The following is a 12,907-nucleotide window of genomic DNA, read 5'->3' as shown; positions in this document are numbered from 1 at the left end:
GTGCCCCTCAGGCCGGGACGGCCACCCCCGCGTTGCGCAGGATGTCGGCTCCGGCCAGCACCGTGCTCTCCGCCGCGGTCAGGCCGGAGGCCGCCAGGTGGGCGTCGACGATGCGCAGGCCCACGCCGTAGCCGGCCATGTCCGGGACGCCGGCCGGCTCCTGGCCGAACCTGCGCATGGCCGCGTCGCCCAGCACGTAGGCCGGGGTGTGCCGCATGCCGGCGAGGCCGACGTGGGCGGTGATCTTCTCGTAGGCGCGGTCGAACTCCGCGCCGGTCACCATCCCCGCCCACGGCCCCATGGCCTCGGGGCCGGACAGCTCCCGGACGAACGCCTCGGCCAGCCCCTCGGACACGACGTGTTCGCCGACCGTGACCGTCCTGGGGTCCCACTCCACGTTGTGGTGGCGGACCTGGTGGTGGAACTCGTGCACCGCGCAGTGGGCGATCCTGCCGATGACGTCGTCGGCGGGCCAGGCCAGCAGGTAGAGCCAGCCCGGCGTGGCTCCCATGCCGTAGTAGCCGCCGACGGTGGTCATCAGATACTCGTCGTCGGGGTCGCCCAGGACGAGCATGACCTGGAGGCTCTCGGGACCCCTGATCCCCGGCACCGCGTCGCCGAGCCGCTTCCACGCGGCCGCGAGGGCGTCGCCGATCCGGCCCCGGACGTCCTCCTCGACCAGCCGGCGCAGCGCGGGCAGGTAGCGGTCGTCGTCGCGGTCCACCCGGAAGCCGCCGCCCCCGTGGTGGATGTCGACGATGTCGCCGGGCACGGGGACGGCCTGGCGCATCGGCGCGAGCATGCCGCGCAGCGCGTCCGGACGCCGGTCGAGCGGGAGTCCGGCCAGCTCCAGCATGGCCCGCGGGGTGTCGTGAACGATGATTTCCATGTCCGGCACGCTAGGAACTCACGCTACGTGAGAGTCAACCCCGGGGCTCCGCCGCCCTGGCGATGTTCCTCGGTGCCGTCGTGGAGGTGCCCGGCCCTGAGCGGGAAGACGGCTCCGCCGGCGGACGCGGCACTAGATGGGCGAGCCGTCGTCCTCCTCGCCCTGCTTCGGCCCCGGGGTCCCCGTGCCGCTCCGCGAGGGCGACGGGGACGTGGTGGGCTCGCCGGGCTCCGGCGTCGCCGGGACCGGCGGCGGGGTCGGCACGAACATCGTCGGCGGCAGCGGCTTGGGCGGCGGCTGGACCTCGTCGTCGCGGCGGATCAGCAGCCACGTCATCACCGCCAGCAGCACCAGCAGCACGGTCAGCACGGCCCCGGCGACGACCACCGACCGGCGGGTCTCGGTGGGCGGCGGCGCGCTCTTGGGCGGCGCGGGCAGCGCGGGCGAGCGGTCGCTGATCCAGTGCGGCGCGAAGTCCGGGCCGTGCTGCTCGCCGATGAGCGTGCCGCGCACCAGCACCGGCTCCAGGAAGCGCTCGGCCCCCGCCCGGTCCGGTTCGTACGGCGTGGCCACCCACGGCGCGCTCCCGCCGTCCATGGCCAGCACCTGGGGGGCGGTGTCGGCCACCGCGGTGCGGCCGCGCGCCGCCCTTGCCATCCAGCCCCGCATCCCCGAACGGCTGGCCGCCGCCTCGCGGATCCCGGTGACGAACCGGTCGCGGGCCGCCGGGTCGAGCGCGGCGCCCCTCGTCAGCACCGCGACCGAGACCGCCCGGCCGTCGGAGCCCTGCCCGAGGTAGACCAGCCCGGCGGGCCCCACCCGCAGACGGGCCTGGAGCACGAAGGGTCCGAGATGGGGTGGGTCACCGTACTGGAGCGGACTGGCCACGCCTGCCATGAAAGCACATCGGGACGATCAAGCGGCGTCCGTGTGGGTGCTGGCGGGAAAGCCGGGTGGGTACTAACAGGAATACACATCCGACCGGCTGTGCGGCCCCGCATCTCGTTTGGTGGAATATCAGCATGACCGTCGCCGAAGAACTGCCGAGCGAGACCGACACCGGACTGCTGCGCGAGGCCCTGGCCGAGGTCCGGCGGGTCATCGTGGGTCAGGAGCACATGGTGGAGCGCCTGCTGGTGGCCCTCCTCGCCCGGGGCCACTGCCTGCTGGAGGGCGTGCCGGGGGTCGCCAAGACCCTGGCCGCCTCCACGCTGGCCACCGTCGTCGGCGGTGACTTCGCCCGCATCCAGTTCACGCCCGACCTGGTCCCCAGCGACATCGTGGGGACCCGGGTCTACCATCCCTCCCGCGAGTCGTTCGACGTCGAGCTCGGCCCGGTGTTCGTCAACTTCCTGCTCGCCGACGAGATCAACCGCGCCCCGGCCAAGGTGCAGTCGGCACTGCTGGAGGTCATGGCCGAGCGGCAGGTGTCCCTGGCCGGGCGGACGCACCCGCTGCCCAGGCCGTTCATCGTGCTGGCCACCCAGAACCCGATCGAGTCCGAGGGCGTCTACCCGCTCCCGGAGGTCCAGCGCGACCGGTTCCTGTTCAAGATCCGCGTCACCCATCCCAACGCCCACGAGGAGCTGGAGATCCTGCACCGGATGAGCGTGACCCCGCCCACCCCCCGGGCGGTGCTCGACCCCGCCCGGCTGACCGCGCTGCAGGCGATGGCCGAGCAGGTCTCGGTGCACCAGCTCGTCGCCGACTACGTGGTCCGGCTGGTGATGGCCACCCGCTCCCCGGGCGAGTACGGCATGACCGACCTGGAGGAGAACATCGAGATCGGGGTCAGTCCCCGCGCCACGCTGGGCCTGGTCGCCGCCGGACGCGGCCTGGCCCTGCTGCGCGGCCGCGACTACCTGCTCCCCGACGACGTCCGCGACGTGGCCGTGGACGTGATGTCCCACCGGCTGATGCTCACCTTCGACGCGCTCGCCGACGGAGTGGACCCCGAGGACGTGGTCAGACAGATCCTGGCCGTCGTGCCGCCGCCCCTGGTGGTGTGGAACCAGGGCCCCCGATGAACCGGACCGGCGCGGGAAGGGGCGCCGCCGCGAACACCGCCGAGCAGGCGCTGCGCCGGCTCGAACTGACCATCGTCCGGCGTCTGGACGGGCTGCTGCACGGCTCCTACCAGGGCCTCCTGCCGGGCCCCGGCACCGAGTTCGGCGACAGCCGGGTCTACGTCCCCGGCGAGGACGACATCCGGCGGATGGACTGGGCGGTGACCGCCCGCACGACCGTCCCGCACGTCCGGGACCTGATCGCCGACCGGGAGCTGGAGACCTGGGCGCTGGCCGATCTGTCGCCCAGCATGGACTTCGGCACCGCGGAGATGGAGAAGCGGGACCTGGTGGTGGCCGCGGTCGGCGCGGTCGGCTTCCTGACCGGCCGGATCGGCAACCGCTTCGGCTCCTACGTGCTGCACGACGGGCACGTCCACCGGATGCCCGCCCGGGGCGGGCGCCCGGCCCTGTACGGCCTGCTGCACTCGCTGATGGAGGCCCCCCGGGGCCGTCCCGTCGCCGGCGCCCCCGACCTGGCCGAGGCGGTCGAGGTGCTCGCCTCCGCGCGGCGGCGGCGTGGCCTGCGAGTGATCGTCTCCGACTTCCTGGACGCCGAGCCCAGCCTCGACCCCGGCCTGGAGCTGCCCTGGGAGCGGCCGATCCGCCGCCTGGCCGCCCGCCACCAGGTGCTGGCCATCGAGGTGATCGACCCGCGCGAGCTGGAGCTGCCGCCGGTGGGGCTGGTCAACCTGACCGACCCGGAGTCCGGGCGGAGCCGCCAGGTCCAGCTCACCGCCAAGGTGCGCGCGGCCTACGCCGAGGCGGCCGCCAGGCAGCGGGCGACGACCATGATGGCGCTGCGCCGGTGCGGGGTGGCGCACCTGGTGCTGCGCACCGACCGCGACTGGATCTTCGACATCGCCCAGTTCGTGCTCCGGCAGCGGCGCATGGCACACCTGACGCACCGGCACCCGGCCCCAGGAGTGACGCGGTGACCTTCCTCTCTCCGGCCATGCTGTGGCTGTTCGCCGCGCTCGCCCTGGTCGTGGCGGGCTACGTGGCCGCCCAGTTCGCCCGGCGCCGCTACGCGGTGCGCTTCACCAACCTGCCGTTGCTGACGCTGGTGGCCCCCGCCGGGCCCGGCTGGCGCAGGCACGTGGCTCCGGCGCTGTTCCTGCTGATGATGAGCCTGCTGATCGTCGGCGCGGCCCGGCCGGCCGACTCGGTGCGGGTCCCGCGTGACCGCGCGACCATCATCATCGCGCTGGACGTCTCGCTGTCGATGGAGGCCGCCGACGTCCAGCCCAACCGGATCACCGCCGCCAAGCAGGCCGCCCAGAAGTTCGTCGAGGACCTGCCGGAGCGGTTCAACGTCGGGGTGGTCGCCTTCGCCCGCTCGGCCTCGGTGGTGGTCTCCCCCACCACCGACCACCAGGCGGTGTCGACCTCGCTGGGCAACCTGACCACCCGGGCGGGCACCGCCATCGGCGAGGCGGTCTTCAACTCCCTCGACTCCATCCGCTCCTTCGACCAGCAGGCGGTCACCGACCCGCCGCCCGCGGCGATCGTGCTGCTGTCGGACGGGGACAACACCTCGGGCCGGTCGGTGGCCGAGGCGGTCGAGGCGGCGACGGGCGCGCGCGTGCCGATCTCCACGATCGCCTACGGCACCCAGGAGGGCACCGTCTCGATCGACGGCCGTGACGTGAACGTGCCGGTGAACAAGGCCACCCTGCAGACCCTGTCGGAGGGCACCTCCGGCCGCGCCTACGAGGCGGAGTCGGGCAGCCAGCTCCGGGAGGTCTACGAGCAGATCGGCACCTCGCTCGGCTACCGGACGGTCCACCAGGAGATCAGCCAGTGGTTCGTCGTGGCGGCGCTCCTGACCGGCCTGCTGGTCGCCGTGTCGGGCCTGCTGCTGGGGTCGCGGCTGCCCTGACCCGGTCCCGGCCGTTGGTAACGTTCTACGACGTGGCACATTACTTCGAGGAGCGTCCCGAGACCGCCAGCCGTCCGGGCTCGGTCACGCTCGTGCTCCCCGACCTCCATCTGAAGCTGGAGACCGACAGCGGGATGTTCTCTCCCGAGCGGGTCGACCAGGGCACCCGGATCCTGCTGGAGACGGTGCCCCCTCCCCCGGCCGAGGGCGACCTGCTGGACCTGGGCTGCGGATACGGGCCGATCGCGCTGACGATGGCCTCGCGCGCGCCCGGGGCCACGGTCTGGGCGGTCGACGTCAACCGCCGCGCGGTCGAGCTGTGCGCCAGGAACGCCCGGGCCGCCGCCCTTGACAAAGTAAGGTCAGTGCACGTCGACGAGGTGCCGCCGGAGGTCCGCTACGCGACCATCTGGTCCAACCCGGCGATCCGCATCGGCAAGGCCGCCATGCACGAGATGCTGACCCGCTGGCTGTCGCGGCTCACCCCCGACGGCACCGCCTACCTGGTGGTCCAGAAGCACCTGGGGTCCGACTCCCTGCAGCGCTGGCTGAACGAGCAGGGCTGGCCCACGGCCCGGATGGCCTCGCGGTCCTCCTACCGGATCCTCCGGGTGGAGGCCCGGCCCGGCGTGGATCCCGCGCGGTGAGCAGTGAGAACAACGGCGGGTCCGGCAGGTGCCTCCCGCGGAACGGACGAGAAACGGTGAACGAACGATGACTGCAAACCCGCGCAGGCAGCTGCGGCCGACCGACGTCAAGCGGCTCAACCGCACCTGGCGCCGGAACACCGAGGGCCGTCTCGCCCTGATCGTGGAGTCGGTGACCGGTCCGTTCAACATCGGCTCCATCTTCCGCACGGCCGCCGCCTTCGGGGTGGAGCGGATCTGGCTGGCCGGCAACGCCACTCCCCCGACCAACCCCAAGGCCCAGAAGACCGCGCTGGGCACCGACCGGCTGGTGGCCTGGGAAGGGCCGCTCAGCGCGGTGGAGGCCGTACGGGCCGCCAAGGAGGACGGGTTCACCGTCGTCGCGGTGGAGCTGACCGGGGACGCGGCACCGCTGCACGAGGCGAAACTCGGCGGTGACCTGTGCCTGGTGGTGGGCAGCGAGGACCACGGCTGCTCCCCGGCGCTGCTGGAGGCCGCCGACGGCGTCTGCTACATCCCGCAGGTCGGCCGGGTGGGCTCGTTCAACGTCGCGGTCGCCACCGCGATCGCGCTGGCCGAGGCCCGCCGCCGGGAGTGGTCCGGCAAGGAGCCGCCGGCCGGGGAATGAGCCCGCTCCGGGTCCCGTGACCCAAACGTTCACCCGCGCGCGATGACGGCCGCGCTCATACCGGGCATACTCCTGCACGTGCAGCGCCGTTACCCCTTCCTCGACCATCCCGGCCCGCTCGCCTTCGCCCATCGGGGCGGGGCGGCCGAGGGCCGGGAGAACACCCACGCCGCGTTCGCCCGCGCCGTGGAGCTCGGCTACACCTACCTGGAGACCGACGCGCACGCCACCGCCGACGGGGTGCTGCTGGCCTTCCACGACCACACCCTCGACCGGGTGACCGACCGGCGTGGCCGGATCGCCGAGCTGCCCTACCGGCTGGTGCGCGAGGCGCGGATCGGCGGCGTGGACGAGATCCCGCTCATGGACGACCTGCTGGGCTCCTGGCCGCAGGCGCGCTTCAACATCGACGTCAAGGAGGCCGCGGCCATCGGGCCGCTGGCCGAGGCGGTCAGGCGGACCAACGCCTACGACAGGATCTGCCTCACCTCCTTCTCCGACGAGCGGCTGACCCGCGCCCGCGCCGCGATGGGCCGCGAGGTGTGCTCCTCGCTCGGGCCGCGCGGGGTCGCGGCCCTGCGGGCAGCGGCCGCCACCTCCGGCTACGGCCGCCTGCTCACCCGCCTGGCCCGCTCCGGAGTGCCGTGCGCGCAGGTGCCGCTGGGCTTCCGCGGCCTGCGGGTCACCACGAGGTCCCTGATCCGCACGGCGCACGCCCTCGGCATGCAGATCCACGTGTGGACCGTCAACGACCCCCAGAAGATGCGGCGCCTGCTCGACCTGGGCGTGGACGGCGTGATGACCGACAACATCTCCGGCCTCCGCGAGGTCCTGGAGGCGCGCGGCCAGTGGCACCCCGGCCGGCTCGCCGCGTGAGCCCCGCCTCCGAGACATGTGAGCGCCCCCGGGACGCGTGAGCGTCCCCCGAGACACGTGAGCCCCACCCCCGAGCCCACGTGACCCCCTGAGACCACGTGAGACCCGCGTGAGCCGTACCCCGTGACATCCCCCAGCGAACCGAGGACCGCCCATGACCGCCGAACAGGTCGTCGAGGACTCCCCCCAGGCCCGCCGCCGCGAACAGCGCGGCTGGTACTTCTACGACTGGGCGAACTCCGCCTTCAACTCCACGGTCCTGACGGTCTTCCTCGGCCCGTATCTGACGACGATCGCCGAGACCGCCGCCCAGGGCCGTCCGTACGTGGACGTGCTCGGATTCGACGTGCGGCCCAGCGCCTACTACTCGTTCGTGGTGGGCACGGCGGCCATCCTGCAGATCATCCTGATGCCCGTCGCCGGGGCCCTGGCCGACCACACCGGCCGCAAGAAGGAGCTCATGGGCCTGTTCGCCTACATCGGCGCCGGGGCCACGATCTGCTTCTGGTTCCTCTCCGGTGACCGCTACCTGCTGGGCGGGGCGCTGTTCGTGATCGCCAACCTGGGATTCGCCGCCGCGTTCGTCATCTACAACTCGTTCCTGCCCGAGATCTCCACGGCGGACGAGCGCGACAAGGTCTCCGCCCGGGGCTGGGGCTTCGGCTACCTCGGCGGCGGCATACTGCTCGCCGTCAACCTCGCCCTCTTCCTCGGTCACGACGCCCTCGGCGTCTCCAAGGGCGACGCCGTGCGCATCTGCCTGTCCTCGGCCGGCGTGTGGTGGGCCGGGTTCACGGTCATCCCGATGCTGCGGCTGCGCAACCGGCGCGCGCTCGCCGCGGGCGCCGAGAGCGCCGGGCAGGCCGTGGCCGGGACCTTCCGGCAGCTCGGCCGGACGATCGTGGAGCTGCGCCGCTATCCGCTGACGCTGGGCTTCCTGGTCGCCTACCTGATCTACAACGACGGCGTGCAGACCGTCATCTCCTTCTCGGCCACCTACGCCGACAAGGAGCTCGGGCTGAGCCAGACCGTGCAGATCGCGGCGATCCTGATGGTGCAGTTCGTCGCCTTCGGCGGCGCGCTGCTGCTGGGCCGCCTGGCCGCCTCCTACGGGGCCAAGCGTGTCGTGCTGGGCGCGCTGGTCGGCTGGACGGCCGTGGTGGCGGTGGCCTACTTCCTCCCCCGGGGCTCGGCGCTGCCGTTCTTCGCGCTCGGCTTCGCCATCGCGATCGTGATGGGCGGCACCCAGGCCCTGTCGCGCTCGCTGTTCTCGCACGTGATCCCGGCGGGCAAGGAGGCGGAATATTACAGTCTGTATGAGATCAGCGACAAGGGCTCGACGTTCCTCGGCTCCTTCACCCTCGCCCTGGCGCTCCAGCTGACCGACAGCTACCGCCTCGGCATCATCTCACTGGTGATCTTCTTTGTCCTCGGCTTCGTCCTGCTCGCCGCCGTCAACCTGCCCAGAGCCATCCGCGAGGCCGGGAACACGGTGCCCGAGCGCATCTGACACCCTCTCCGAAAGGGCTCTGTCGCAGACCGGGTCAAGAACGCGCGATTGGATCACCCCATGTGTGGGAATCCACACACGGTATCAAGCGTTGTACGCCGTGGGAGACGAACCCCTCACGACGGGGCCCTCAGGAGGCATTGAGACATGGGCGAGCGTGCGCTACGCGGTACCCGACTCGGGGCGACCAGCTACGAGAACGACCGCAACACCGATCTGGCCCCACGCCAGGAGGTGTCCTACACCTGCCCGAAGGGCCATCGATTCGACGTTCCGCTCGCCGCTGAGGCCGAGATCCCGGCGACCTGGGAGTGCCGCATGTGCGGCGCGACCGCCATCCGGGTCGACGGCGAGCTGCCGGAGGCCAAGAAGGCCAAGCCCCCACGGACACACTGGGACATGCTGCTGGAGCGCCGCACGATCGAGGACCTGGAGGAAGTGCTCAACGAGCGCCTGGCGATTCTACGCGCCCAGCGCCGCAAGAGCGCCTGACCGGCTCGGGAGACCCCCGGCGTCCACTGCGGACGCCGGGGGTCTCCGCCGTCCCGGCCCGTCCCGGCGGGTGGCCCAGCCGGCCGCCCCCGTATTGGATCTGGGAGCGGGCCGGGCGGGCCGTTAGGGTCCGTCCATGAGCATGGAGACCATCGGGGACGGGACGGCGGCCACCGGAGCCGCCGAGAGGGCGGCGGCCCTGCGGGCGCTGCACGTGCCGGGCAGCCCGCTGGTGCTGCCCAACGTCTGGGACGCCGGGTCGGCCCGTGCCGTCGAGGCGGCCGGCTTCCCGGTGATCGCCACCGGCAGCGCCGCGGTCGCCGCGTCGCTCGGCTACGACGACGGGCAGGACACGCCGGTCGCGGAGATGCTGGCCGCGGTCGGCCGGATCGTCCGGGCGGTCGGCGCCCCCGTCACCGCCGACCTGGAGCGCGGCTACGGCCTGGAGCCCGCGGAGCTGGTGGAGCGGCTCGCCGCCACCGGCGCGGTCGGCTGCAACCTCGAGGACTCCGATCCCCGCACGGGCCGGATGGTCGACGCCGGAGAGCAGGCCGACTTCCTGTCCGCCGTCCGCGCCGCGGCCGCCGGCGCGGGCGTCGACCTGGTGATCAACGCGCGGGTCGACACCTACCTGCACGGCACCGGGTCCCCCGCCGACCGGCTCGCCGAATCGGTCCGGCGCGGGCGCGACTACCTCCGGGCCGGCGCCGACTGCGTCTACCCGATCATCGTCTCCGAGGCCGAGGTGATCCGGGCGCTGGCCGAGGGGATCGACGGCCCGGTCAACATCCTGTTCCACGGCGGCACGCCCTCGCTGGAGGAGCTGGCCGCGCTCGGGGTGGCCCGCGTGAGCTTCGGGCCCGGCCTGCACCGGGCCGTGCAGGCGTACACGGCCCGGATGGCCGCGGCGATCCGGGCCGGGCAGAGCCCGTATCCGCCGCAGGACCCCGCCCGCTGAGCTCCCCGGTCCGCGGCGCGTGCGGCGCCGGGTGCGTCAGCGGCGTGAAGCCCGGCGGGCTCGGACCCCTGGACCCGGCGGGCCACAGAGGTTTCAAAACCCCTGGTCAGCGGGGGTATCGTCCATATATGCGCATTAGGTCGTGTCGATTGACAGGGCAGAGACAGGGGTCTGACCGGCCTGCCGCGGGCGGGGGATCCAGGGTGCGACGGCAGGGCGGCATGATCATCTCGCGGACCGCGGGCCGGGGAACGAGGCGCTGACCGTGGCGGCACGGTTCTCTCCCCCCGACGGCAGGCCCGACGGAGACGGCCGCGACGCGCTGGCTGTGGACCTCCTCGGCGTGCTGGAGGAGGTCGGTGCCCACACAGGCGGGATCTACCGCCTGGAGCCCGGCGGCCAGGTGCTGGAGCTGGCGGTGATAGAGGGGCTGCCGCGGGAGTTCGTCCGCCCGTGGGAACGGATCAGCCTGACCGCCCCGATCCCGGTGGCCGTCGCCCTGCGGGAGGGGCGGCTGGTGTGGGTGGAGGGCGAGGAGGAGATGGTCCGCTGCTACCCGGGTCTGGCGCTCGCCCTGCCCTACCAGTTCCGCATGGCCGCACTGCCGCTGGCCACCGACACAGCCCCCTGCGGGGGGATGTTCGTGCTCTGGCCCTGCTCCCACCCCTCGCGGCTGTCCTCCGGCGAACGCGACCGTCTCGCCGCCGCCGCCACCGGCCTGGCGCGGGGGCTCGAGAAGATCCCCCGGACCGGCCCGCCGCTCCGGGCGGGTCTGGAGCCGTACGTGCCCGGCCCGCCCGGCGGGGGCCGGGCCGAGGCGCTGGAGACGATGGTGGCGCGCCTGCCGGAGGGGATATGCGCCATGGACGACCACGGCCGCCTCACCTTCATCAGCCCGCGGGGAGCCGCGCTGATCGGCGAGTCGCCCCGGCGGCTGGTCGGCGCCCGGCCCTGGAGGGTGCTGCCCTGGCTGAACGATCCGGTGTACGAGGACCGCTACCGCGCGGCGATGGTCAGTCGGCAGCCGACCTCCTTCGTGGCGCTGCGCCCTCCGGACCTATGGCTGTCCTTCGATCTGTACCCGCTCGGCTCGGGCATCACCGTGCGCATCACCCCGGCGCCGGTGGAACCGGGGGACGTCCCGGCGCCCGCGCCGTCGGTCGACCCGGCGATCCCCACCCGGGTCGGGGCGATCTATCACGTCCTTCACCTGGCAAGCGCGCTGACCCAGGCGGCGGGCGTCCAGGACGTGGTGGACCTGGTCGCCGACCAGATGATGCCCGCCTTCGGCGGGCAGGCCCTGGCCCTGCTGACGGCCGAGGACGGCCGGCTGGGCGTCGTCGGCCACCGGGGCTATCCCCCCGAGATCACCGCGCAGTACGACCGCCTCCCGCTGAGATCGCCCACCCCGAGCACGCGGACGATGGTCACCGGAGTGCCCAGCTTCTTCGAGTCCCCGGAGGAGATGGACCAGATCTACCCCATGGCCGTCGCCCCGGACGACGGGATGGCCGCCTGGGCGTTCCTGCCGCTGATCGCCTCCGACCGGCCCGTCGGCACCTGCGTGCTCGCCTTCTCCCAGCCCCATCACTTCACCGTCGAAGAGCGCGCCGTACTGACCTCACTCGGCGGCCTGATCGCACAGGCGTTGGAACGCGCGCGTCTCTACGACGCCAAGCTGGAGCTCGCCCACGGTCTGCAGGAGAGCCTGCTGCCCCACGCCCTGCCCCGCCTGCCGGGCCTGACCGCGGCCGCCCGCTATCTCCCCGGCACCGAAGGCATGGAGATCGGGGGAGACTTCTACGACGTCATCCGGCTCACCGACGACACCGTCGCCGCCGTCGTCGGTGACGTCCAAGGGCACAACGTCACCGCCGCGGCCCTCATGGGCCAGCTGCGCACCGCGGTGCGCGCCTACGCCACGACCGGCGCCGGCCCGGCCGAGGTCCTGGCCCGCACCAACCACCTGCTGGCCGACCTGGACCCCGGCCTGTTCGCCACCTGCGTCTACGTCCAGCTCGACCTGCGCCGCCGCGTGGCGCACCTGGCCCGCGCCGGCCATCCCCAGCCCCTCCTGCGCCACCCCGACGGCGACGTGCGGGTGCTGGACATACCCGGCGGACTGCTGCTGGGCGTCGATCCCGGAGCCGAGTACCCGTGCACCGAGGTCCTCCTGGAGGCCGGTTCCATCCTGGCCCTCTACACCGACGGCCTGATCGAGACCCCCGGGACCGACCTCGACGACGCCCTGGCCGATCTCGGCGCCGAGCTGGCGCGCACCGGTGAGCAGAATCTCGAGGACCTGGCCGACGCCCTGATCCGGCACGCCCGCCCGACCGGCCACCGCAGCGACGACATCGCCCTGCTCCTGCTGTGCCCCACCGCCGACCCGGAGAGCGACCCGGTCCCCGACCCCGCCCCGGAGAAGAGCGGGCCGCCCGCCGCCCGGCCCCGTGCCCCGCGGGGCCGGGACGGCGGCCCGCCCCCGCCGGCCGTCCAATAAGATGCCGTGATGCGCGACCTTGGTGAAGACCCGCGGCCGGCCCGTGGCGCGGTGCGGGAGGTCCACGACGTGGACCGGGCGGCCACCCTCGCCTACTCCCCCGACCTGGACGGGCTCGCCGACCCCGGTGAGATCGTCTGGGCCTGGGTCCCCTACGAGGAGGATCCGGAGCGGGGCAAGGACCGGCCGCTGCTGGTCGTCGGCCGTCACGGGCGGAGACTGCTGGCGATGATGCTGTCCAGTCGCGGCGGCGACTCCCGCGACTGGCTGGAGATCGGCCCCGGTCTCTGGGACCGGGACAACCGGGTCTCCTACGTGCGTCTGGACCGGGTCTTCGAGCTCGACGAGGGTGACATCCGGCGCGAGGGATCGGTTCTGGAGCGCGACCGGTTCGCCCGGGTCGCCGCCGTCCTGCGGAGTGCCCACGGCTGGGCCGCCGACGGCTGAACCCGGCGG

At 73.1% G+C, this 12,907-nt stretch carries 13 protein-coding genes; 11 read left to right on the top strand and 2 right to left on the bottom strand.

Annotation, left to right across the window (positions count from 1 at the left end):
- Positions 1-7: 7 nt before the first annotated feature.
- Both ACWDS7_RS00185 and ACWDS7_RS00180 read right to left on the bottom strand, forming a co-directional pair.
- Positions 8-889, bottom strand: a complete 882-nt coding sequence (locus tag ACWDS7_RS00185; protein ID WP_451927400.1) for a DUF2268 domain-containing protein — start codon at positions 887-889, stop codon at positions 8-10.
- A gap of 132 nt (positions 890-1,021) precedes the next feature.
- Entirely contained in the window at positions 1,022-1,786 is a 765-nt protein-coding gene (locus ACWDS7_RS00180) for a hypothetical protein (RefSeq protein ID WP_451927399.1), read from the bottom strand.
- A gap of 125 nt (positions 1,787-1,911) precedes the next feature.
- Between ACWDS7_RS00180 and ACWDS7_RS00175 the strand changes: the two genes are divergently transcribed.
- From ACWDS7_RS00175 to ACWDS7_RS00125, 11 genes are all read left to right on the top strand, one after another.
- The gene (locus ACWDS7_RS00175) at positions 1,912-2,916 is read left to right on the top strand and encodes an AAA family ATPase (RefSeq protein ID WP_451927398.1); all 1,005 of its coding nucleotides are present in this window, start codon (positions 1,912-1,914) and stop codon (positions 2,914-2,916) included.
- Complete coding sequence (locus ACWDS7_RS00170; RefSeq protein ID WP_451927397.1) at positions 2,913-3,893, top strand: DUF58 domain-containing protein; 981 nt, start codon at positions 2,913-2,915, stop codon at positions 3,891-3,893. Before ACWDS7_RS00175 ends, ACWDS7_RS00170 begins: the two co-directional genes overlap by 4 nt.
- Positions 3,890-4,837, top strand: a complete 948-nt coding sequence (locus ACWDS7_RS00165) for a VWA domain-containing protein (RefSeq protein ID WP_451927396.1) — start codon at positions 3,890-3,892, stop codon at positions 4,835-4,837. The genes ACWDS7_RS00170 and ACWDS7_RS00165 overlap by 4 nt, the downstream gene beginning before the upstream one ends.
- 32 nt (positions 4,838-4,869) lie before the next feature.
- Positions 4,870-5,484 carry a class I SAM-dependent methyltransferase gene (locus tag ACWDS7_RS00160; RefSeq protein WP_451927395.1) on the top strand — a complete coding sequence of 205 codons (615 nt, stop codon included), beginning with the start codon at positions 4,870-4,872 and terminating at the stop codon, positions 5,482-5,484.
- A gap of 67 nt (positions 5,485-5,551) precedes the next feature.
- Positions 5,552-6,112: an RNA methyltransferase gene (locus ACWDS7_RS00155; RefSeq protein ID WP_451927394.1), complete on the top strand. Its 561-nt coding sequence runs from the start codon at positions 5,552-5,554 to the stop codon at positions 6,110-6,112.
- A 78-nt stretch (positions 6,113-6,190) separates the two neighbouring features.
- The gene (locus tag ACWDS7_RS00150) at positions 6,191-6,988 is read left to right on the top strand and encodes a glycerophosphodiester phosphodiesterase (protein WP_306869984.1); all 798 of its coding nucleotides are present in this window, start codon (positions 6,191-6,193) and stop codon (positions 6,986-6,988) included.
- A 154-nt stretch (positions 6,989-7,142) separates the two neighbouring features.
- Complete coding sequence (locus tag ACWDS7_RS00145; RefSeq protein WP_451927393.1) at positions 7,143-8,498, top strand: MFS transporter; 1,356 nt, start codon at positions 7,143-7,145, stop codon at positions 8,496-8,498.
- 147 nt (positions 8,499-8,645) lie between these two features.
- Positions 8,646-8,990 (top strand): RNA polymerase-binding protein RbpA, encoded by a 345-nt coding sequence (locus ACWDS7_RS00140; protein ID WP_012892001.1) that lies wholly within the window; start codon positions 8,646-8,648, stop codon positions 8,988-8,990.
- A gap of 136 nt (positions 8,991-9,126) precedes the next feature.
- Positions 9,127-9,948: an isocitrate lyase/PEP mutase family protein gene (locus tag ACWDS7_RS00135; protein ID WP_451927392.1), complete on the top strand. Its 822-nt coding sequence runs from the start codon at positions 9,127-9,129 to the stop codon at positions 9,946-9,948.
- A gap of 265 nt (positions 9,949-10,213) precedes the next feature.
- Positions 10,214-12,451 carry a SpoIIE family protein phosphatase gene (locus ACWDS7_RS00130; protein WP_451927391.1) on the top strand — a complete coding sequence of 746 codons (2,238 nt, stop codon included), beginning with the start codon at positions 10,214-10,216 and terminating at the stop codon, positions 12,449-12,451.
- A 9-nt stretch (positions 12,452-12,460) separates the two neighbouring features.
- Positions 12,461-12,898, top strand: a complete 438-nt coding sequence (locus ACWDS7_RS00125) for a type II toxin-antitoxin system PemK/MazF family toxin (protein ID WP_451927390.1) — start codon at positions 12,461-12,463, stop codon at positions 12,896-12,898.
- Positions 12,899-12,907: the final 9 nt, after the last annotated feature.

The sequence above is a fragment of the Streptosporangium sp. NPDC003464 genome (assembly GCF_053588315.1).
Note: the sequence above shows the minus strand (reverse complement) of the source record. Positions and strands in the feature narration are given on the sequence as shown.